The sequence below is a fragment of the Haloterrigena sp. H1 genome (assembly GCF_005938085.1).
Taxonomy (GTDB): Archaea; Halobacteriota; Halobacteria; order Halobacteriales; family Natrialbaceae; genus Natrinema.
In genome coordinates this window covers 32,304-52,595 of the sequence record NZ_SMZK01000003.1, presented here as the reverse complement: position 1 = coordinate 52,595, position 20,292 = coordinate 32,304, and the positions used below count along the sequence as shown (strand labels likewise).

Genomic DNA, 20,292 nt, shown 5'->3' with positions numbered 1-20,292 from the left:
GGGCTTCAGGCAACCGCAAGCTCTGCTCTAGTGAATCAGAATGGTTGGACACAGTCTGAGAAGCCGAATCCCATCTGACTGCCAACTTTATCGATCAGTTCGGGTGAGATCAGCGCAAGGACGATGATCCCGAACCCGATACCCGACATCACGAGTTTCTCTTTGGCCTGATTCTTCTTTTCGGGATTCCCGCCAGCGCGCATGTACGAGAGGCCAGCTCGACCGACGTAGAATCCCGTTGCTGGAAGACCGAGACCAGCAACAGCTCCGAAAACGATGCCAATGCCAGTCTCGACACCGGTACCACAGTAGACATCACCCACATTCGACTGAGCAGCTACTGATCCAGAAGCGAGGGCGATAAAGGCCAGCCAAACTGCGAGTGAGGTCGCTGCCGGCGCGACTCGCCTACACGCTTGCCGGAACCCAGCCAGCAAATCAGGGCATTCAGTCGACGCATCTGGTGACTTACGCGGTGAATTGGTATTCATTGGTGTAACGGTCTGCATGGAATATTTCGAACAGCGCCTCGAGAGCAACACTAACGGGGGCTGCTTCAGTTCGGTCACTCACCTCACCTCGAGGGCTCCGAGAACGAGTCTCGTCGAAGGGCGTCTGCTCGACCAGTCCGTCTTGGGACCTGGTAGGCGGATGTGGCCCGGGCTGCAGGAGGACTGATACTGCGTCGGTCAGTTGGACCAAGCCACTCATGGTGTCTGCATTCTCCATGGTTCATTTCTCGTTAGAGTTGAACACACAGAACACTTATTGAATATACTATATAAAAATTTCCGGTAGAGCTTACTAATGGAGTGAGTTTCAATCCTCAAGACCCGCTATCACTCTCAAGAGATGCTAAAAAGAATGATTAGTGGCTGCTACGCATCGTTGGAAAGCGATTCAGCTTTTGGGAGCGCAATCTGGACGAGATTGCCTCGAGGCGAGTTCTCCTCGAAAGAGAGGTCTCCACCGAGTGCATTTACAGCCCACTGCATCACCCAGAGGCCAACGCCAGAGCCATGGTACGTACTGCTAATTTCCGTCTCGTCGTCCAAGACGTCAGTCTCAATCTCGGGGATAGACGGTCCATTGTCTGCGATTCGAACGATCCCTTGGTTGGTCTCGGGATTGTCAGTTACCAGTATCGTCACTTCCGGCGTCGCCTGATCGTTATGTCTCACTGCATTATCGATCGCATGCTCGATCGCATGTTTGAGTCCTGTATTCCCGACCACCCAGACATCAGCCGGTGCCTCAACCAGCAGATCGACTGCGGGATAGGTTGACTGGACCTCTGTCGCACACGTTTGAACCACAGTCCGAAGGTTCGTCGCTTCCCGCTGTGTCGCCTCAGATTCAACGATTTGTTCAATTTCGGTGAGCGAATCGCTCAGTCGCCCGACCTCAGAGGCGATCTCTAAAACCGTCTCCAGTTCCTCCTCGAGTTGATCGTTTTCGATGGCGGTCTTGACCCGGTCTGCATAGCCCATGAGAATGTTCATTTCATTCCGCAGATTGTGACGGATAACGCGATTCAAGAGCCGAAGAAGTTGCTCACGAGCCTTGTACTTCGTAATATCGTTTACTTCAGCACAGACGTAGACTTCCCCATCCAGTTGTGTTGGTGTAAGATGAACGCGTACCCATCGAGATTCCCCATTTGCGCGTTCAATTTTCCATTCGAAGATCTGGGAATTCCCAGCAGCAGCAGCCTGGATTCGATTGAGAGCGTCCGCTTCTGTGTATCTCTGTGAAGAGGGTGTAATATCTCCCACAGACATGCCTCGAAGTTCGCCTGCGGAATACCCATAGAGTTGCTCTAATCGATTGTTCACGTCGAGAATCACACCTGTCTCTGGTTCATGTAGTGTGACTCCGGCATTCAGACGATCAACGATCGACGGGAGAGATGGGTTCTTGGTTTCCATTATCAGATCATACTTGACCATAGGAAATTCCCTATAATAATAGTATGTTCAAGTGCATTTCACGGAGAATGTCACTGCGACTCCCTCGAGACAACACTGCTCGAGATGACGATCGACCTGCGAAACGATTCAAGACATCGACGAGCGGGCCTAGTAGAGCAGTGAGCGGTTTGGGAGCAACAGATACGATTTTATATGTCTGATAATCGTGATAAGATTGATGGATACTCACTGAATTCATCTGCCTGTCGCGTTTCCCCCACGCGACAGGATACGCCCCTTACACTGCCGCTCTTGTCCCACCCTGCCCGGCGGCTCTCACCCCGAGCCCATCCGGGCGGGTCAGGATCCTCTTGAAGGACGTTATATCGAGAGTGAGTGGCGACACACCCTCGAGTTCACAGAAATGTCGGCCAAAGGCCAGCGTGAGGTTCTCGAAGGCCGGATGGTACTCGAAAGCCAGAGATCGGAGGACGAAACCAGCTGTGGATCTTGTGGAACGTGCCGATCTCGGCTGGCGTGGACAAGTGTTCCCTGACTTGTGATCGAGGAAGGGGCAACAATACAGGGGTGTAGGTTGACCCACCTTGTCCGCGCCAACCCGTCATATGTCCCATAGGAGTATCAACTTGTTCCCCAACTGTACCAAGGCGAGTGCCTACTTGTCTGCGGTCCGATGTAAAACCAACGCTGCTCCTGCTGCTGTCTTCTGATCCACCTACCCACTCTCAAAAACGGCGATGATTTTGGCGGACTCAACATCATGCTCGAGGAGATGATCGGTGGCCAGCTGCTAAGCGTGTTCGACGAGTTTGGAATCGGCCTGTTCGTAATGAATTGAGAACTCAGTCAATTCGACTGCGACCAAGAGATTCTCTTGTCGATCAGTCAGTACCATCATCGCCGTTGGCCGTCGCTTCAGATATAGACTTCAGCATCTTGCAAAAACGCCGGCCAGAGGCCGACGTTGGCACACTCATGTCCCAGGTGGTGTGTCAGTGGTAGGTGATCTGAGATCCTGATGGCACCAGACAGTGATGGAGCAATCCCAGTTGCGGCGAGGAGCCATGTGTCTCGAATCGACTGCATTCCCTGTCTGGAGATCGATTAGAGCCACACTGTCCCTCCCCACGTGTGCTCTTAGGATATGTCACGTATGAATCTGTTGGATAAGTGATCAGAATGTAAATGGTTAATAATGATCACCAATAACAATCAATTGCCTCCAGCTCCCCCATGTTGACGGAGGCACTACCCCCCATCCCCATCGCCGACACTATTTCCCAGTCCAAGTGGGAGAGGACCTGGATTCGCTTCAAGTCAAAAGCGAGCTCGATATCCGCCTTCCGAAATTCCATAGCGGTGAGTCTTAGAATGTCATGCAGTGCCTCGTCATGACCAACGCTGTTCAAGTTTGGTGCACAACACCGCTTTCGGATCTCTATTTCTCCAGCTTAGCCAGTAATAAGTTCTCCACGAGATCATAGAAATTGGTACATTTGGCGTCACATATTAGTGCTCGAAAGGTCTATCCACCACTATGGGAAGAAGTCTTGGGGAAGATGGTAATATTTCTTTGCAGATAGTTGATTGCGTTGCTAAAAGAGAACACACGGATCCACTGGAACTTCCCCCATTGTATGATGCGGTCGATCCAGATGCGCTCGACGATCTCTTTGCGTCGGGACGTCAGAACGGGACGACCCAATCTGGCCGGATCGAGTTTCAATACAATGGCTATACGGTTATTGTCGAATTCGACAACGGACCAGAAATCACGGTCAAAGAGGAGCCAGAGCTCGTTGAGTAACACAATCGAACGAAAAATCACTTCTCGAGGAAGGGTACCGACGGAGCCACCGAACGCTACCCCTTCCAAGTCGTACTGTTTGGCCCAGATGACTCGTGTGGAGAGGAGTATTCGACACGGTCCGTGTGTCTGAGATGTGCCTCTGACCGAGCGTGAGCGCTATCTCCCCACCGCCCAAGTCATCGTTTGGATTAAATCAATATCAGTCTTTCCGAATTATCATATACTACACAATAGTTCATTGTGTTCTGCTGCATAGGGTGTCATCATACTAGTCACACGATGTCATTGACATCCACCCTGAAAAGAGACGATCGTGCAGACCACAACTGACCGGTCATGATCACACCCGTTGTGAGTGGGTCCAGAGCTATCTCTGCAGAACAAGCGTTAGAGGGACAAACACTATCTCTGAAAGAGAGGATCTTCTCCTACACCTGCAGCTAGCGATAGCGGCGACGTCGTCGAACGAAGACGACGACCAGATCCGTTCGTTTGCTCGTCAGAGAGATTCTCCCTCTCGGGATGGATTCAGCCGTTCTCTCACACCTCCGCCATGTTGGTTCGAGTCACAACGGGTGTGACGCCACCAGTGACCTGTCCATCCGAGTCGAGCAACTCGAGGTGGTGATAACGAGACTCAAACAGTCCCTCGGCAGTCTCGATATCCATCACAATGATCTCTTTTGGTGTCTGTTTCGCAGAGACACGTCGTTCAGTGACATCGACGTCCGAACTCCCGATCGCGATCATCTCGTTCCATACGCGCTTGAGTGTCTGTGCGTGGGGACGCTTTCCGAGGATTGCAGTGAGCGCATCCCGGACATCGTCTCGCGTCCAGAAAATGCCGCTCCCGTTCGTGCGCTTGGTTGCGAACTCGTCCCAGCGCTTCATCACAAGGAGTGCCCGGAATCGGTTCTTCCGCGGTGTCCCCTGGTCAACGAGATGTTTTTTGACACGGTGCTGGCGGCAGTTCGCAAGGAAATCCAATGGACTGCTCGAGGGCTCGATGTCACCCGGCAGTTCCTCTGGATCTTCGCGGTCGAAGGCAGTCTCACCGGTTTCGGCGATCGACTTGGCCTGCTCAGCGTTTGCGTTCGCAGTCTTTGCGATTTCCTTTGCTTGGTCAGCTGTCTCATCGGTATCGGCAACCGACTCGGTGATCTCGTGGAGTTGACTGGCGATCTCCTTTCGGTTGCGATCGGCGCGGTTTTGTTCCTGCTGGAGTTCGTCGACACGCTCCTCGAGGCGGTCGATCGTCTGTGACTGCTCTTGGATGATGGCCCACATCTCTGCGCGACTCGGGAGCACATCATCACCGTCGTCGGCCGTCGGCTCAGTGCTGGTGTGCGTATCAACGCTGTCGAAGCCAAGAGCGGCGGCAACGTCGTGGTCAGTGGGCGTTTCTGCGTCAACTGCGTCCGGATCTTTTCCAATTGTCATGGAGGGTCGTTGTGGTCGTGTACTGCTGGTTGTCGGTCAAGTCGCGATGCTGCTGGGGGGAGAGACGACTCTCGAAGGAGACGAGATATCGTGTTGGACAGAGCCATGGCTCCTCGAGAGGCGAACTTTTATGTCGATCCGGGTCGTAGGATTGAGTAGCCAACTCGAGGGGGCGAATTGACGCCCCCTTCTCCTGCGACCCAAACCGATGAGCGGTGGGTATATTCTCCGATCTTCTTGCCTCACTGATAGTCATGGATATCACTTAAAACTAGGAGTCCTCACTAGCGGCTCTTCCTCAGTATCGAGCTACGGTAATCGCAAGCAGGCCCACGTATCAACCGTGATGAAATCAGTTCTAGATCGTCGTCAGCATGCATCGAGAGTCTATGACTGTCACTGAGAACGATGGACGAGTACTAACTGAGACTGTCCGAGGCGTCTGGGTCCGTCTCCGGTGCGATACTGCTATGTGGCCCGCGTAGTCAGTCTATCGTATACAAAAGATGTCGACAGCTGAACAGGGAGTGGGTCGTGAGACTAGATATACGCTGCTCACGGTATTCCTCGTCGGACTCCGACGCCGGAATATAGGCGCAGTTGTCAATGCTGTCGTTGCGGCGATCGGCACATACCTTCCCACGTTCGTCACGCGTGCGTATGGTGTTAAACTCAAGCCGTGGCAGCGAGCTTATGTGAACACTGCAATGGTTACTCATGCTGTCGGCATGCTCGGTCCCTATGACGACGTCTGGTGGTGGGATCACCTTACACACGCACATTCCTCGTCGATTCTGGCCGGAATCGTCTATGTAGCCAGCCGCCGGAAGGGTCGCGACCCTGGCCCACGGGTCGTTGCCGCTGTCATCAGTTTCGGGCTTGTCTGGGAAATCATCGAGTATGCTATTCACGCAACTGCGAAACGCCTTGATCTCGAGCCGATACTCGTCACGTACGGCCGAAAAGACACGTTCTTCGACATTGTCTTTGATCTGGTCGGCGCATTATTCGTGCTTGCGTTCGGTGACCGTGTTCTCGGCGAGCTCGCGGCCAACGAGTAGCCGGTCTGACAGCAGTCAGCTGTTCCGTGACAGTGATGTATCTCCTTCTCAGCCTCAGTGTCAATTGAGACCCATCGCTTCGATCTGCTCTTGATACCGATTCCGAATGGTCACCTCAGTCACCTGCGCAACCTCAGCAATCTCTTTTTGGGTCTTTTTCTCGTTACAGAGGAGTGATGCCGCATAAATGGCTGCTGCCGCAAATCCCGTTGGCGACTTCCCTGAAAGCAGACCCTGTTCAGCAGACTCATCGATAATTTCGATCGCCTTCATCTTCACTTCTTCACTCACCTCGAGATTAGAACAAAATCGAGGGACGTACTCTTTAGGATCGGCTGGTTTCATCTCGAGGGAAAGTTCCTTAGCGATATAACGATATGTACGCCCGATTTCTTTCTTCCCAACGCGAGAGACTTCAGTCACCTCTTCAAGACTCCGCGGAATCCCCTCTTGGCGACAGCCAGCGTAGAGACAGCTCGTGGCGACGCCCTCGATAGACCGTCCACGAATCAAGTCATTGCTGAGCGCTTGTCGATAGATCACGGAGGCGACCTCTCGAACAGAACGGGGGACACCAAGTGCCGACGCCATGCGATCGATTTCTGAAAGCGCAAACTGGAGGTTTCGTTCACCTGCATCCTTGGTTCGAATCCGTTCTTGCCACTTGCGCAGTCGATGCAACTGATTACGTTTCTTTGAGGAGATCGATCTTCCGTGTGCGTCCTTGTTTTTCCAATCAATCTGGGTGGTCAACCCTTTGTCGTGCATCGTCTGGGTCGTGGGTGCACCAACCCGGCTTTTGTTCTGCCGTTCGGCATGATTGAACGCGCGCCATTCTGGACCGTGATCGATATTTTGCTCTTCGATAACGAGGCCGCACTCCTCACAAATGATTTCATTACTATCGTTGCTAGCAACGAGAGCGCCTGAATCGCATTCAGGACACGTCTGCTCTTCACTCTCACTTTCATGTTCGTCGGCTTCCGTTACCGGCATCTGGTCGCGTTCGCGCTGCTGCGTTGGCCGCACCATGAATGGACATTCTGACTACTCGTATGGAAGTCAAATAATGATTTTGACCCATACTGAGACTCATTCAACTAACCATCCGTCTCAACGTCATCTGGAAATCGTCTCTGTAGACATCAGTCAACTCGCCCTGACATCAAGAGGAGGAACCGAACGAGGAGTCGTAAGATCGGTAGGCGACCCAAAGAAACCCTGTTGTTTTCGAGTGCGAGAGCCACCGTTACTGGAGCGACTGATCGACGACGCTCAAAAAGACATCAACAACGACCGAGACTCCAAGAGAGACCTGCTACCGCTACACAGCCGAGGGCTGAGGTTTAGCTAAAGACAGATGCCGCGAACTCTTCAACTTCGAACTCGGCTTCAGTCCGTGGATTGTGATCAGCTACTTCCAAGAGGATCTGTCGCCGGGTGCCGTGACTCAAGACATCGAACATAGTGTTAAGCGAGTCCCTCTCTGCTGGGTGCTGGCCGTCTGGCATGCACTCGCTGATACTGGTCGGCGATGAGTAAGCGACTCTTTTGACGGGTCAACTCTTTTTTCTCGTGTGAGTTATTGACTAGCCGGCAACTGCCGTGGACAGCAACGTCGTTTCGAGGACTTTCTCGTTCCCACGTCGTATCCGGTTTGAAACCGCCTGTTTCGTGATGCCGAGTTCGTCCGCTAACTCGTCGAGACTCACCTCACTTGGTGAGGCGAAATACCCCTCCGAAATGCAAGAACCAACGCCTCGCGTTGTTCGAGCGAGAGCCCGAACTGGCGTTGTCGGTCAGTTTCATCAGCGAAGTGTAGATGCGCTCGATGTGGATCATGACATTGTTCTCGGTCAGGATGTTTTGAAAATCTCCCAGGTCGTCGTGATCGGAAAATCGAACGCGGAATTCCCACCGTGCTCCGCTCTGGGAGCGAGCTTCGAGGACAGTTGCATCGGTCTGGACGATTCCATCAATGACGGCTTCGTCAGGTGCTTGCCACGTGAGTCGGTACAACGCGCCGTTTTCTATTCTATCAAGGGCCTGCACGTCGGAGATACTAGGACGGTCGATGAGTTTCGTTTCGAACGCATCCAGCACGGTGTCGATGTCGGCGTCCGTCGTGAGCCAGATGAACGGGACAACGTGATTGCCCATCGGGACGACCCGTTCGAGTTCAAAGGTCGTGTCTTGGATTCCTGTGAGCACGTCACCGAGTTTGAACTGGTCTGCGTCGATAGTGAACTCAAGAACGACACTTATACTGTAGGTATGTGGCCCAGCCGCAAAGCAGAGTTGCCTGCAAGGCGGTGACGAAGGGACGGAGTTGCTGGGTGACTCGCCGATAGATCAGTGTCCGTGAATATATCCTCTACATGTTTCACGTCACTTTTGATATTTCCTCGGTAGTTCGAACGGAGTCTGCTGAATCCATAGCGCGAATGTTGTAGAATTGAAGGTTATTCGGGGCGATAATTTATAGTATGCTTTACTCTATTTCGTCCATGGCCATCTTTGAAGACATGGAACCGGAGCGACGAGTTGGGGCTGGACTCCTCTTTTTGATTATCGCTATGGGAGTCCTTGTAGTTCAACCAGCCACGCCTATTATAACTGCTGTAATTGCTAGCATCAATCTTCTCATCAGTGCCACTTTTCTCATCACTGTCGGACGGGACACTACGGAAAAACCGGCCTACGACGTTGGCTTCTGGCTTCTGTCAGTGATTGTTGCACTGGCGATGTATCTTTTTACCACACTCCTACTCACAGGCACCCTATACATTTTTCAGGTACTCGTTTTCATCATCGGTTTCGGACTCATCCTGGGGTTTCTCGCGGAGCTTCGGGCAAAACTCACTAACCACCGCAAGCAGTGATAGAACGAGATTCAGGTTAACAGGCTGTCTAAATCAGTAGCGATTGGTGCGGAACAAACGCGATAATCAATCTGAACTTTTTAAGAGCTAACTCAGTCGTTCACGCTGATCCCGCCGAAAGCGACGAAGCCAGTCAAGATCAGGTCGATCTCCTCGTGGTCCTCTTCGCGGCGCGGGCGCTCGTCTTCCACACCACCGAAGATCGGTAATACGTCGAGGCGAACGTTCCAGCCCCGGGGAACGATGATATCGACACCTCCGAACATGGCGATGGCGCTGATCCGCGCCGGACGATCAGCCACCTCAGCATCACGCAAATCGAGTTCGTACCCGCCAAAGAGCGCAGTCAGATCCGCACCCGTGAACCGCGAGGAAGTCACGCGCTGGTTCCGGCCGCCGAAGACGGCGATGCCGTCCACGCTCTGCTCGCTGACCTCCTCCGCTTTCGTCCGCATCCGCCCCAGAAGCAGTGAGATGCCAAAGAGAACGATGAGAGCAGGCCAGAAGGAAGCCAGGTCAGCCTCTGGAACGAGGTCGAGCGCCGCTATCTGCCAAGCACCGGCTAGCACGATCACCAAGAGAGGGCCGAACAGGTTGCGAAATCCGCTCGTGACCAGCGCGTACAGACCAAGGAGGACGAAAAGCGACGGCACGTAGTTAAGGAGCGATCCCGTTTCGGCGACCCCGGTCGTGTCGAGCAACAGTATGATTCCGACGACCACGACGACCGCGCCGATCAGTTCCTGCGTCGACACTCGGTTCGATAATGCCATACCTGCAAGCATTCAGAGGGCAGATATGAATGTTGTCCACGATTGTTAAATTCGCAATATGAAAATTTCGTCGGGCTCCGAACTCGCTACTTGACTGTGACTCCCCGAACCACTCGGTGAGGATGCCAACGAGGAGGGTCCCGAAACCGGTCCCCGTGCTCCAGAAGGCGGTTTTCTCGAAAAGCTGTGACAGCACGCTCCCCCGCGAGGACGCTCATGAGCAGGCTGTCCCCGTCGACAAAGAGTACTCGACCGGTACTCAGGTTGGGGTTGTGATTCGCTGGCTCGACGTGGGCCTCAACGTCATTCAGCGCAGTACGGCCGTATTCAAAACCGGACAGTCTGCAAGAGACGCACTCTAAGTCTTGCACGCCATTACTGTCAGTTCACAACTCAAATCTGCCACTGCACGGATGCTGATACTCACAAGTCGAAGGTTGAAACACCAATACCCCTCTGCCTCCAATTTTGGAAGATGGTTATGGACAAACTCTGTTTGTAAGACTTCTAACTCCTCTTCACCAATGTGAACGTCCTCTGGGATATTTACCCTATCTTCTTGTGGATTGTGTTCAATTAGGTCCATTAATAAACGACGACGGCTCCGGTCGGCGAGGGCAGTCAGCATGGCCTCCCAATCAGTTGACTGCTTCACAGATTTGCAGACAATATCCATATAGTAAATGTTGGGGGCAAAATGCTTTGGCGAGTTCGCAGGCTCTATCTAACAGCCTATTCGACGAAGTTTTGGGTGGAAACAATCTCCTTGGAGAGAGTTCTATGACACGCTCCTGTCTGTAGTAGGTGTCGTCGCGACTCTCAGCGGCAAACTCGAGACGGCTTTGCGACGCGACCAACTCCTTCGAATTAACGGACGAACCCGCCATCGTCTGGTGATTCACTAGATCCCTCGACTCTAAGCGGCACGGCTGAGCAAGCACTCTACGGTACGTGCTTGCTCGCGGCTTTGTACGTAACGACCATTCCGAGGTACAGTATTGTAGTAACTCCAACAAAAGCCACAAGCAGGCTTCTGTTCAGACGGACATCTACGATTCCGATTACACTCCCTATAGCGAGAAGGAAAGCGGAGCCAAAAGTCAGCCCGACATACATCGCGATGAGTTTTCGGTTGTCGTTGTTCATAGCATATATTTCGTTTCCATTATTGTTTGTTCTTTTCTTTTAATTACTTATCGAACATAAGCAGCGAGTCTTCGCACTCACTACAACGGTACTCATTTGCATCAATTATCGAACACCAGGTTTCAATTGTTTGCTCTGTAGGATCGCTAGACACCCTCTACGCCGTATACCAAAAGTGCCGGCCCATTTTCGAGGTCGGCATCTCACCACGCACCTGGACGTCTGCCCGCTCGGCAAGCCATTGAAATCGCACCTGTATCATCTCGCCGACGACATGGCCGCTTTCGGCTTGGTGCGAGGGGAACAGATACCCACTCCAGTCCCGATCAGCGCTCTAAGCGCGTCGATCCGATCGGCAAGCGTCTCGCGGCCATAGAGCAACGCGACCGTACCAGGGCCGTTCTTGCGTTCCTCGAAATGAATGTGTGGACCATCGCCCTCGAGGACGAGCTAGGAGACGTGCAAGCCCGCGCAACCTCGTTGCGACGCAAGCCCCATCCACACAGCGCGAGGATCAGCAGTCCTCGTCGGGACTCTCGACGGCGTCGTACAGCTGCCGAACTTGCTCACTCGAGAGGGCCGGATTGTCGGGTTCTGAGCGTTCCCCACCCATACACCATGTCGATCCTCTCAGCGGGATTGTACGCAGCTTTCCCCGACGTTGCAGGTACTCGTAGAACTGCGAGACGTCGCCGAGATAGCGCAACTTCGACGCCTCACTTTCAAGGTCGCCGAGGCGATCAGCAAGACCGGCGCTGCCACATATATAGATATAGACGCGCGTAGGTGGCGAGTCGTGAGCGTTTCGTCTCGACAGTGCTGTCCACGAGGTTGCGGCAGCGCGACAGTGTTCGGATGTACGACTCGAGTTCGTTCTCAGCTACGAACGTCGTCAATCGAATCGGAGACATCCTTCATCTTGACGTCAGCATATGCCTCGTGAGTAGTCTCGATCGAGTTGTGTCGTAACGCTTCCTGAGCCTTTTCGGACATCCCGCTGGTATAGAGGTCGCGCCCGAGTCCCCGCCGAGCGCCATGCAGCGTCAGATAGTCGTACTCGCCGTCGGGATCAATCCCAGCTTCGTCGGTGAACCGTTTCAGCAGTCGGCGAACGCCCTCCTTCGAGATCGACGGCGGCGGAACCTCGTGCTTGCGGTGTAGACGGTCAAGCACCTCGGTCTTCCCGGCGTCACCCCTATCCTCGAGCGCCCGAGAGACTGCCTTCTCGCCGAGTGCATCCTCGAGTGTGCGCTTTTTCGAGCCGTAGTGACCAGTCGGAAAGACGGGCCACGCTTCGGTCGTCGGCTCTTGCACCCGGTACCATCGTTTGAGGACATCGTGGACACTCGCAGGAAACGGGGCCTGTTCGTACTCACGGGACTTGCCGTAGACTTCGATCAGCCGTTCGTCGAAATCGACATCCTTCCACCGGAGGCCGTTACGCTTGTCGTCTTTTGGATCGGCGAACAACTCAGCACCACGCGCCCCTGTTCCGTCGAGCATGACAACGATCGCCCGGTCACGGAAGGCTGTCTCGGCGTCGGTCCGGATGGTTCCCTCGAGAGCCATATCCACACGCTTGGTGGCGTACTCGAGCAACGTCTCGCGGTCTTCTTGAGACCAATACTGGCGCTTGCGCTTCCCGTCGTCCTCTGGCAGCGGGTCCATCGCGGTGTTCGTATTCGCCGGGTTCGACTCGAGGTGTTGTTCTCGCACCGACCAGGAGAGGAAAGCTCGGACATAGGCGAAGTAGTTGTCCGCGGTTGAAGCCGCCAGGTCCTCGTCGATCACGACACGGTCGTAGAGGTGCTCACTATAACTGCGGACATCGTGGGGTGTGAGGTCGTCGACGAACTCGAGGTCACGCTCGTCTCGACAGTGGTCGGCGAACTCACGCAGTGGTGAGCGCATGGTCGTCTTCGAGCCGTCGGCGTTGATCTTGTACCGAAGGTAGCTCTCGATGGCTTCGTGGACGGCCGTCCCCCCGGAGGAAGCTCGGCGTTCCGTCGATCCAGACATTCGTATATGGGGTACAGTGTCGACCCTCGTAAAGTCCCTTGGTTAAACTGGTATTTAAACAAGTGCATTCGAAAACGGCTCTCGAGGGCGATTTCGGCAGTCTCGGGTACTCGAGCGTGCAGAATTATATTCTATAAACCAAATAAAGCTGTATAGATTTTCTCGCGTTTGGAACCACAGATTCTGCGTTTGGATTTCTACAAACCACCAACTGGGCAACACTTAGATCATATTTCGAGCTACTCCAGTGCGTAGCGAGAGGTGGTGCGCACCCCATACTCAAGAGTAAAATCGCCGAACGACGCGGAGGCAGCGAGTGAACCTCGGTTTACCGGACTCAAGAGTAATCAGGAATACAATGCAGTGTTCTTTCTGAACCGCTTCAGCGTTCATGAACCTTGAAGCGGTATAGTCAATCGTGTTTAGTTACTTGCACAGATTCTGCGTTTGGATTTCTACAAACCACCAACTGGGCAACACTTAGATCATATTTCGAGCTACTCCAGTGCGTAGCGAGAGGTGGTGCGCACCCCATACTCAAGAGTAAAATCGCCGAACGACGCGGAGGCAGCGAGTGAACCTCGGTTTACCGGACTCAAGAGTAATCAGGAATACAATGCAGTGTTCTTTCTGAACCGCTTCAGCGTTCATGAACCTTGAAGCGGTATAGTCAATCGTGTTTAGTTACTTGACTTCGCACGTTTATCGCGATCCGCGATCTAGAGAGACTGATGCTGCCGATCACGTCGTTTCTCTCCTGCACTGCTCCGATTGATGAGCTAGAGTGCTTTTCGACGCGGCAGAAACACCATGCGAAAACCTACGTTACAGGTCTTGTTGCGGCCAGTAACAAGACCGTCGAGGGAATCTCAATACACGTTCTTCCTGCGAAAAGCGAACGAGCCTTGAACAAGTTCCTCGCCAAGTATAACTGGGACACTGGTCAGCTGAACAGAGAACGGCTCGCGCTCCTCCAAGCACACAACGAAACCGCATGGAGCCGTGAAGGTATCTTCGAGATGACGACGCCTTCACTCACAAGACTGGCAAACGGATTCCTAACGTCGGGAAGTTCTACGACCACACCAAACGCTGCTACATCTGGGGACAAAACCTCATCTACGCTCTCTACGCGGACGAAAAAGCCACGTACCCACTCAGCTTCTGCCTCTACGAGAAAAACGCGAAGACGCGGATCGAATTAGCGATCGACCTCGTCGACGAACTCGTCGAGATAGGTGTCCCGGCGGGCACCTATCTCTTTGACATAAGCTACTGCTCGGAAGCATTCGTCACGCACCTCGAATCGTACCGCAAGCAGTGGGTTTCAGCAGTCGAGAGCGACACTCGCGTCACCTACGCGGGCAAGTGCATCCGTGTTGATGCGCTCGCCCAGCGCGTTCGTTAAATGAAGCGGACGATTGGTGAGGATACGTACCACATCTGTACGTAGAAACGCGGCGTTGCACGTCTTGGAGAGGTGAAGCACCTGATTACCGAAAAAGAATCGGGCAACCCCTCGGAGGATGAGACAGACGAAGATGAAGACGAACTTAGCGTGAAGTACGTCGTCTCGACAAAATCGACGCGAAAGCGAGCCATCTCATCGTGTTGTACGCGATGAGATGGTGGATCGAGACGTTCTTTTGAGACACGAAGCAAGACCTCGGTTTGGGAGCCTGCGAGCTCCGACATGCCGCAGGTGCCAGTCGCACTGGCACCTGCTGATGCTGGCCTACAGCCACCTGAAGCTCGGGATTGCCGACAGCGCTCTAGGAACGGTGATTTCACAAGCAAGTTCGCTTCGTAACGACGTTAAACGTTCTTTCGGCGAAAGCGTTCAGAACCTTCTGTCGTGGGCACTCAACAGTGAAAACTGGAACATCGACCAGCTGATGCAGGAGATCGACGTGATGTTCATCTAACGTGCGAAGTTAAATATCTAGACAGTGCCAATAGAGAGAATATTCTCAGGTGGTTTTGTTGGAATCCTCAGTAGCCAATGATTCTTTGCTCCCAACTAACAAGTACAAAAACCGTAGTACAAGTTCCTCAACCCGGCTTTGAGCGAGTTCTCTCAGCCATGTGTGATGCCACATATATAGATAGTCCAATGATTCACCAGAGTTCGGTGAAAGTACCGATGGTCGGAGATTGCCCCGGTAAATGAAGTAAAATAGACATCACACGCTTGCTGATACGAGGAGAACACGAATGTCGAACGAAGAACCCCAAGCGGACCGGTATCAAGAGGACCTAAGTGAGCGAGCGGAGGACGGCGGTGGCTGTGCGGAGATGTGGGAGACGCTCTCCAAGAGGCGCGAGTCAGACGAGAGTTCCGTCGGGAGGCGGAGCTTCCTCGGGGTCATCGGGGCGGCGGGCGTCGCGGGGATGGCAGGAACCGCCGCGGGCCGGTCTGAGGAGACCGAGATAGAGATTCGAAAGGAGGAATCGGAAGCCGACTCGGAGTCCGCGGCGGCAGCGGCGGAGACAGAAGCTGCCGAACGGGTGCTCAGCGTCCTCGTCCGTCCCGAAGTCCGCACTGACGACGCCACGCGGACGGACGTTTACCTTAACGATGAGCAGATGGGGTACACTGTGAACTTGCCCTTCGAGTACGGCAAACTGGCCGTCACGTACGATCCCGGCGGAGAGATAGCGAACGCCGGTGTTTCGCTTTCGCCGTCAGAAGTGCCAGCGGGTGTCCGCGGTAAACTCTCGCGCGGATTGCCGTGGCCCGAGTCCGAGTCCGGCAGGCTGATGACGGAAGGGCCGGATCACCCGGTTCTCTTCTCCCGAGGGACGACTGACTCGGAGATCGAACGTGCGAAGGATCACGTCGACGAGTCGAGCGCGTTCGTCGAGATGATCGGCCTCGTCAACGTGACGGGAGAAGCCTCAAGCGGAGAACTTGACGTGCCCGAGAGTGGGGCCTACGTCGCCACGTTCGAGGACGCGACGTACGTACTCAACGCACAGTTGAACCGTGTGCTCGAAGAGACGACCATCGAGGAACTGCTCGGCGCCAGCACGGGCGGGTTCTCAACGCTCGTCTCGACGTGCGACTCGAAAGCGGCGACGTGCGCGGTGGATGTGGTCATGGCAGTTCCGCACTGCACCCTCGCCACGGTCGGGTGCGGTCTCACCGGTGTCGGAGCGTTGGGCTGTTTCGTCCTCCTCCTGTCGCTCTGCGCGCCAAATCTCACGCTCATCGGCCTCTCGGGGGCGTGTACGTACGTCGCGAGAAACTGCCTCTAGAACTCGAAAACGCTAATTCGCCTCTCACACAACCACTTACAATGTCTTATTTCACCGACGTCCTCCGTGATTTCGCGTACCTGTACGTACTCGCGGTCCTCGCTTGGGCGGTTGCCCTCAGCGGATGGACCATGACTCAGGGAGGGAGCGTCACCGTCGCCCTCTTCGCCGACCAGTGGTTCATGTTCCTACTTATCGCCGTCGTGATGCTCGTCCCCACCTTCGCGTACCGGTGGTCGAAGAGTAACCTCCCCTGAGAGCGTGATTGCGAAGAGCCGGCCGGTGGGGTTGACGGCGGAGCTCGCGACCCCGTCTATTCCGCTCGTTCGTGTGAACCGGCTCTGACTTCGGTCGCCGGTCGTGTCGTCAGGAAGCACTTTGGCTCGTCAATCATAGTAGTGCAGGAGAGAAACGACGTGACCGGCAGCATCAGTTACTCTAGGCCGCGGATCGCCATAAACGTGCGAAGTCAAGCAACTAAACACGACCGTTCAGTCACTGCAAGGTCGGTGATTGACCAGAGATTCGAGTTTGTATTTCTATAGACTACCAATTAGACAACACTCGTAGCCCGTCACAGATCAAAAATCGGCTTAAAATCGGTTTCTCTGTCGCTGCTTCGAGATCTCGGATAGTAGCTATCGAGTCCTCCTGACGTGGGTAACAGTACACGTACAAAGGTTTTATCGTACAGACTGACGTAGGTACATAGTGACAATGCCAATCGACATCGATACATTTGAAGGAAGTTCGGAGGATACGCTCGGCGGTGGACTCACGCAGCCGGAGCGCGTCCTGTCATTCCTTGCCTCGCACGCTGATCAGGCGTTCCGACCGGTCGAAATTGCCGGAGCGACGGAAATTCCACAGAATTCCATCAATTCTGTCCTGCGTCGTCTTGAAGAACGAGCGCTCGTTCGTCACAAGGGAGAATACTGGGCTATTACGGACGACCGCGACCGTCTCCACTCGCTCACACAGTATGAACTCGTCACGGAGAGTCTGAACGAACTCTACGGCGAAGAGGATCCCTCTGAGTGGGTTGAACATATGCCAGCCACGGATGATACCGAGAAGACGGACAACGAATGAAGCGGGATGCCGAGGGTGAGATCATCGAATTCGAGCGTGGAGATGTCGTCTGGGGAGTCGATCCATTCAAACAAGACTCGGATCTGGACTCCGAGTCATCGCGTGACGATGGAGGTGTCGCGCCACGTCCGTGGCTGATCATCAGTACTGATTCTGTCCCGTTTCACCCTGAGCAGTACCTCTGTCTCACGCTCACAACACGGACGTGGCACGATGAGTCGACTCCCCTTTCAGCGGAGAGCTGGGTAGAAGGCGGCGCACCAGAGAGATCGTCGATCATGCCGTGGTCGATTTCCGCGATTCAACATCGGTTTCTGGATACGACTGGTGACCTCGTCGCTCGCCTCGACAGTATTCCCGATGACGACGTCCCAGCAGATGGCTATCAGGGGCAGCTCACCAAGGAAGTTACCGCCGAAGCGACGCAACAGGTCGTCAACTATCTTGAAGCGACACTCACCACCTAAATCGAGGTCTGCGATAGAACGAAACGTAGTACAATTCAAGAAACGAGCGTATTTTCTAGAAAGAACGAACTTCCCACCAGAGTACAAATGGGGAGAGTTTCCAAAAACGCGTTGATGAGCATCAGTCAATCTTCGAGCTAAGTTGGGGACTCCACAGGCAACTCCGGAAAGAGGTCACGGGACAAATCCATCCTCCACGGCGGTGGACACCTATCTCCCGAAAATCAACACTCAACTGCCAATACCGGGTTTAATTGAGTCGAATACGAATCGGGTGCTTCGGTTGGGTCGTCAGCGACGGAACGACTTCCAGTGGCACCTCCGAAACTAGCTCAAACTGATACTCTCGGAGGATCATCGCCAAGATGAGCTTCGCTTCCAACAGCGCGAACCGATCCCCGAGACATCGACGCGGCCCCGCCGCAAACGGGAAATACGCCCCCGGAGACAACGAATCCTCGAACTCCTCCGTCCACCGATCCGGACGGAACTCGTCCGGCTGATCGAAGAATCGGTCGTCACGATGGACGACCCACTGGTTGAGCGCAAGAATCGAACCCGATGGAATTCGATACCCTCCGAGGACGTCATCCTCGATCGGCTCTCGGAAAATCCCGTACACCGGCGGATACAGTCGTAGTGACTCTTTCACGACTCGGTCCAGCTCTACGCACTCCGCGACACCGTCGACGATGCCGTCGTTGTCGAGCCCGCGAACCGCCGACGTGACCCGCCCGGCCACACCAGGATTCCGCCCGAGCAGATACCCCGTGAACGTCAGCGCGAGCGCCGTCGTCTCGTGCCCCGCCACAAGCAACGTCACGATCTCGTCCCGCATCTCGTCCTCACTCCACCCACCTTCATTTTCGAGCAGGTAAGAAACGACAGTTCGACGCCCGATCTCCCCAGTCCGGTGCGCGTCGATAATCTCCTGCACAGCCGCCTCCAGTGTGTCCAACGCACGCCGATACCTCACGTTCTCCGGCGTCGGAATCCACTCCGGGAGGTAGACGTAGGTCTGGCTGATCCGCTCAAAGTGCTCCAGAATTCGTGTGAACGCAGTCCCGAGTTCAGTTGCATCCTCGGTGAGATCGACCCCGAACAACGCGTCCGCGATGATACGGAGGGTTAGTCGTTTCATCTCTTCTTCGAGGTCGATGACGTCGCCGGACGACCAGCTGTTCAGGAGGCGTTCGGTGTGCGAGCGAATCCGACGCGCGTAGCCCGGCATTCGGTCGGGGTGGAACGCTGGCTCCAGACCCCGACGGTGAGCCCGCCACTCATCACCTTCCGCGAGAACGAGGCCGTTCCCGAGAAGCGAGCTCGTCACGAGCTTCTGAAAGCTACCCTTCCGGTAGTTCTGGTTGTTCGTGACGAGGACACGCTCGATATCGGCTGGATTCGAGAGAAGGACGATCGATTGACCGGCGACTCGAAGGCGGACGACGTCACCGTAGGACTCCGAGAGGCCGGTGAACCACTCAAGAGGATTCGCGCGGAAGAACTGGTGCGTGTGTCCGATAAGAGGGTGACTAGGAGGACTTGGCGGTTCGGGCACGTCCGATCCGACCCCGGATGATGGGTCGGCTGGCGTGGTCATTGAGGTAAGTCGACCGTGACGCGTCCCGCTTGGTCACGGTACTGTTCGTACTCCTTGCGTGCCCACGCAACTGCGTCCGGGCTGTCGTTCATTAGGACGCCACGCACACCGCCCTTCTCATGGATGGTGATACCAGCGAGGGGATGTTCATCTCGTTCCATAATCCAGAGCGCGTAGGGGAGGTCGTGCTCGGTGACATAGAAAGTGAAGTGGTCGGTTACGCCCATCGCGCTGAAGCGGTCTTTGTAGTACCCGAGAAGAGAGTTGAACGTACTTTCGTGGAGGACGATTTCAGTCTGGAGGCCGTTGTTCTTGACAAGATCTGTGAGGGTATCTGTGTAGAGGGAGAGAACAACAGGGGCGAGACCGACCAGACGGTCCGTTGATTCGAGGTGCGTGATACTCGATTGAAGCGCGGATTCGGGCACATGCGGGTTCGCGGTCTGCACGTCAACACCGTTGAGAAAGGTGGGGTCAATGGGAGCCTCATCGGAGAGGGCGTTTAGAACGTCCTTCCCTTTAGATACCCCGTCCATCGTCTTTATGTACCGTTCGTGTTCGGTGTGGCTGATGCGTCCGACCGGGGTGAGATGATAGTTACTATTGATTCGTTCGATGCAGTCCGCATCTTCGAGAGCGCTGATTGCGCGATCTATCGTCGAGCGAGATGGGCCAACGGTTTCGACGAGTTGCGGTTTCGTTTGGGGTTCGGTCGCGAGAGCAGCGAGGACTTCGTGTCGTTTGTGGAGGGTTTCCCGGAGTTCGGTGCAATATCCCATTTCGGGCATATTATACACAATCCATCTCGACGTG

The 20,292-nt window shown here is 54.5% G+C and carries 18 protein-coding genes and 1 pseudogene; 8 read left to right on the top strand and 11 right to left on the bottom strand.

Going from position 1 to position 20,292, the window contains the following annotated elements:
- Nucleotides 1-35 precede the first annotated feature (35 nt).
- Complete coding sequence (locus E2L06_RS23050; RefSeq protein ID WP_394348753.1) at nucleotides 36-491, bottom strand: pilin; 456 nt, start codon at nucleotides 489-491, stop codon at nucleotides 36-38.
- Between the two features lie 387 nt (nucleotides 492-878).
- Nucleotides 879-1,928 carry a PAS domain S-box protein gene (locus E2L06_RS18450; RefSeq protein ID WP_138783060.1) on the bottom strand — a complete coding sequence of 350 codons (1,050 nt, stop codon included), beginning with the start codon at nucleotides 1,926-1,928 and terminating at the stop codon, nucleotides 879-881.
- Between the two features lie 1,540 nt (nucleotides 1,929-3,468).
- On the opposite strand from E2L06_RS18450, the gene E2L06_RS18445 reads away from it, so the two are divergent.
- Nucleotides 3,469-3,738, top strand: a complete 270-nt coding sequence (locus E2L06_RS18445) for a HalOD1 output domain-containing protein (protein ID WP_138783059.1) — start codon at nucleotides 3,469-3,471, stop codon at nucleotides 3,736-3,738.
- Nucleotides 3,739-4,281: 543 nt separating this feature from the next.
- On the opposite strand, the gene E2L06_RS18440 is transcribed toward E2L06_RS18445, so the two are convergent.
- On the bottom strand, nucleotides 4,282-5,181 hold the full coding sequence (locus tag E2L06_RS18440) for a methyl-accepting chemotaxis protein (protein ID WP_138783058.1): 900 nt from the start codon (nucleotides 5,179-5,181) through the stop codon (nucleotides 4,282-4,284).
- A gap of 506 nt (nucleotides 5,182-5,687) precedes the next feature.
- On the opposite strand from E2L06_RS18440, the gene E2L06_RS18435 reads away from it, so the two are divergent.
- Nucleotides 5,688-6,242 (top strand): hypothetical protein, encoded by a 555-nt coding sequence (locus E2L06_RS18435; RefSeq protein WP_138783057.1) that lies wholly within the window; start codon nucleotides 5,688-5,690, stop codon nucleotides 6,240-6,242.
- 60 nt (nucleotides 6,243-6,302) lie between these two features.
- On the opposite strand, the gene E2L06_RS18430 is transcribed toward E2L06_RS18435, so the two are convergent.
- The 3 genes from E2L06_RS18430 to E2L06_RS18425 all read right to left on the bottom strand — a co-directional run bounded on the left by E2L06_RS18430 (nucleotide 6,303) and on the right by E2L06_RS18425 (nucleotide 8,453).
- Nucleotides 6,303-7,274, bottom strand: a complete 972-nt coding sequence (locus tag E2L06_RS18430) for a transcription initiation factor IIB family protein (protein WP_138783056.1) — start codon at nucleotides 7,272-7,274, stop codon at nucleotides 6,303-6,305.
- A 557-nt stretch (nucleotides 7,275-7,831) separates the two neighbouring features.
- Nucleotides 7,832-7,954 (bottom strand): helix-turn-helix domain-containing protein, encoded by a 123-nt coding sequence (locus tag E2L06_RS22580; protein WP_249361522.1) that lies wholly within the window; start codon nucleotides 7,952-7,954, stop codon nucleotides 7,832-7,834.
- Between the two features lies 1 nt (nucleotide 7,955).
- On the bottom strand, nucleotides 7,956-8,453 hold the full coding sequence (locus E2L06_RS18425) for a bacterio-opsin activator domain-containing protein (protein WP_249361521.1): 498 nt from the start codon (nucleotides 8,451-8,453) through the stop codon (nucleotides 7,956-7,958).
- Between the two features lie 296 nt (nucleotides 8,454-8,749).
- On the opposite strand from E2L06_RS18425, the gene E2L06_RS18420 reads away from it, so the two are divergent.
- Nucleotides 8,750-9,124, top strand: a complete 375-nt coding sequence (locus E2L06_RS18420) for a hypothetical protein (RefSeq protein WP_138783055.1) — start codon at nucleotides 8,750-8,752, stop codon at nucleotides 9,122-9,124.
- A 92-nt stretch (nucleotides 9,125-9,216) separates the two neighbouring features.
- Here E2L06_RS18420 and E2L06_RS18415 read toward each other — a convergent pair whose 3' ends face one another.
- The 3 genes from E2L06_RS18415 to E2L06_RS18400 all read right to left on the bottom strand — a co-directional run bounded on the left by E2L06_RS18415 (nucleotide 9,217) and on the right by E2L06_RS18400 (nucleotide 13,062).
- Nucleotides 9,217-9,897 carry a LiaF domain-containing protein gene (locus E2L06_RS18415; RefSeq protein WP_138783054.1) on the bottom strand — a complete coding sequence of 227 codons (681 nt, stop codon included), beginning with the start codon at nucleotides 9,895-9,897 and terminating at the stop codon, nucleotides 9,217-9,219.
- A gap of 942 nt (nucleotides 9,898-10,839) precedes the next feature.
- Nucleotides 10,840-11,043, bottom strand: coding sequence for a hypothetical protein (locus tag E2L06_RS18410; protein ID WP_138783053.1), 204 nt, complete (start codon nucleotides 11,041-11,043; stop codon nucleotides 10,840-10,842).
- An 876-nt stretch (nucleotides 11,044-11,919) separates the two neighbouring features.
- Nucleotides 11,920-13,062: a tyrosine-type recombinase/integrase gene (locus E2L06_RS18400; protein WP_138783052.1), complete on the bottom strand. Its 1,143-nt coding sequence runs from the start codon at nucleotides 13,060-13,062 to the stop codon at nucleotides 11,920-11,922.
- 731 nt (nucleotides 13,063-13,793) lie between these two features.
- Between E2L06_RS18400 and E2L06_RS18395 the strand changes: the two are divergent.
- From E2L06_RS18395 to E2L06_RS18375, 5 genes and pseudogenes are all read left to right on the top strand, one after another.
- Nucleotides 13,794-14,987 (top strand): annotated as a pseudogene (locus tag E2L06_RS18395) (IS701 family transposase).
- A 370-nt stretch (nucleotides 14,988-15,357) separates the two neighbouring features.
- On the top strand, nucleotides 15,358-16,320 hold the full coding sequence (locus E2L06_RS18390) for a hypothetical protein (RefSeq protein WP_171052430.1): 963 nt from the start codon (nucleotides 15,358-15,360) through the stop codon (nucleotides 16,318-16,320).
- A 41-nt stretch (nucleotides 16,321-16,361) separates the two neighbouring features.
- Nucleotides 16,362-16,577 carry a hypothetical protein gene (locus tag E2L06_RS18385; protein ID WP_138783050.1) on the top strand — a complete coding sequence of 72 codons (216 nt, stop codon included), beginning with the start codon at nucleotides 16,362-16,364 and terminating at the stop codon, nucleotides 16,575-16,577.
- Between the two features lie 460 nt (nucleotides 16,578-17,037).
- On the top strand, nucleotides 17,038-17,412 hold the full coding sequence (locus tag E2L06_RS18380) for a TrmB family transcriptional regulator (RefSeq protein WP_138783229.1): 375 nt from the start codon (nucleotides 17,038-17,040) through the stop codon (nucleotides 17,410-17,412).
- Nucleotides 17,409-17,879, top strand: a complete 471-nt coding sequence (locus tag E2L06_RS18375) for a hypothetical protein (protein ID WP_249361520.1) — start codon at nucleotides 17,409-17,411, stop codon at nucleotides 17,877-17,879. The genes E2L06_RS18380 and E2L06_RS18375 overlap by 4 nt, the downstream gene beginning before the upstream one ends.
- 250 nt (nucleotides 17,880-18,129) lie before the next feature.
- Here the strand turns inward: E2L06_RS18375 and E2L06_RS18370 are convergent, their stop codons facing one another.
- Together E2L06_RS18370 and E2L06_RS18365 are read right to left on the bottom strand one after the other, a co-directional pair.
- Nucleotides 18,130-19,479, bottom strand: coding sequence for a cytochrome P450 (locus tag E2L06_RS18370; RefSeq protein ID WP_138783049.1), 1,350 nt, complete (start codon nucleotides 19,477-19,479; stop codon nucleotides 18,130-18,132).
- Nucleotides 19,476-20,267: a winged helix-turn-helix domain-containing protein gene (locus tag E2L06_RS18365; RefSeq protein WP_249361519.1), complete on the bottom strand. Its 792-nt coding sequence runs from the start codon at nucleotides 20,265-20,267 to the stop codon at nucleotides 19,476-19,478. Before E2L06_RS18365 ends, E2L06_RS18370 begins: the two co-directional genes overlap by 4 nt.
- Nucleotides 20,268-20,292: the final 25 nt, after the last annotated feature.

Bases quoted from the DNA above. Each gene is read 5' to 3' on its own strand.
- E2L06_RS23050 (WP_394348753.1), bottom strand. From the start codon at position 491: ATGAATACCAATTCACCGCGTAAGTCACCAGATGCGTCGACTGAATGC.
- E2L06_RS18450 (WP_138783060.1), bottom strand. From the start codon at position 1,928: ATGGAAACCAAGAACCCATCTCTCCCGTCGATCGTTGATCGTCTGAAT.
- E2L06_RS18445 (WP_138783059.1), top strand. From the start codon at position 3,469: ATGGGAAGAAGTCTTGGGGAAGATGGTAATATTTCTTTGCAGATAGTT.
- E2L06_RS18440 (WP_138783058.1), bottom strand. From the start codon at position 5,181: ATGACAATTGGAAAAGATCCGGACGCAGTTGACGCAGAAACGCCCACT.
- E2L06_RS18435 (WP_138783057.1), top strand. From the start codon at position 5,688: ATGTCGACAGCTGAACAGGGAGTGGGTCGTGAGACTAGATATACGCTG.
- E2L06_RS18430 (WP_138783056.1), bottom strand. From the start codon at position 7,274: ATGGTGCGGCCAACGCAGCAGCGCGAACGCGACCAGATGCCGGTAACG.
- E2L06_RS18420 (WP_138783055.1), top strand. From the start codon at position 8,750: ATGGCCATCTTTGAAGACATGGAACCGGAGCGACGAGTTGGGGCTGGA.
- E2L06_RS18415 (WP_138783054.1), bottom strand. From the start codon at position 9,897: ATGGCATTATCGAACCGAGTGTCGACGCAGGAACTGATCGGCGCGGTC.
- E2L06_RS18410 (WP_138783053.1), bottom strand. From the start codon at position 11,043: ATGAACAACGACAACCGAAAACTCATCGCGATGTATGTCGGGCTGACT.
- E2L06_RS18400 (WP_138783052.1), bottom strand. From the start codon at position 13,062: ATGTCTGGATCGACGGAACGCCGAGCTTCCTCCGGGGGGACGGCCGTC.
- E2L06_RS18390 (WP_171052430.1), top strand. From the start codon at position 15,358: ATGTGGGAGACGCTCTCCAAGAGGCGCGAGTCAGACGAGAGTTCCGTC.
- E2L06_RS18385 (WP_138783050.1), top strand. From the start codon at position 16,362: ATGTCTTATTTCACCGACGTCCTCCGTGATTTCGCGTACCTGTACGTA.
- E2L06_RS18380 (WP_138783229.1), top strand. From the start codon at position 17,038: ATGCCAATCGACATCGATACATTTGAAGGAAGTTCGGAGGATACGCTC.
- E2L06_RS18375 (WP_249361520.1), top strand. From the start codon at position 17,409: ATGAAGCGGGATGCCGAGGGTGAGATCATCGAATTCGAGCGTGGAGAT.
- E2L06_RS18370 (WP_138783049.1), bottom strand. From the start codon at position 19,479: ATGACCACGCCAGCCGACCCATCATCCGGGGTCGGATCGGACGTGCCC.
- E2L06_RS18365 (WP_249361519.1), bottom strand. From the start codon at position 20,267: ATGCCCGAAATGGGATATTGCACCGAACTCCGGGAAACCCTCCACAAA.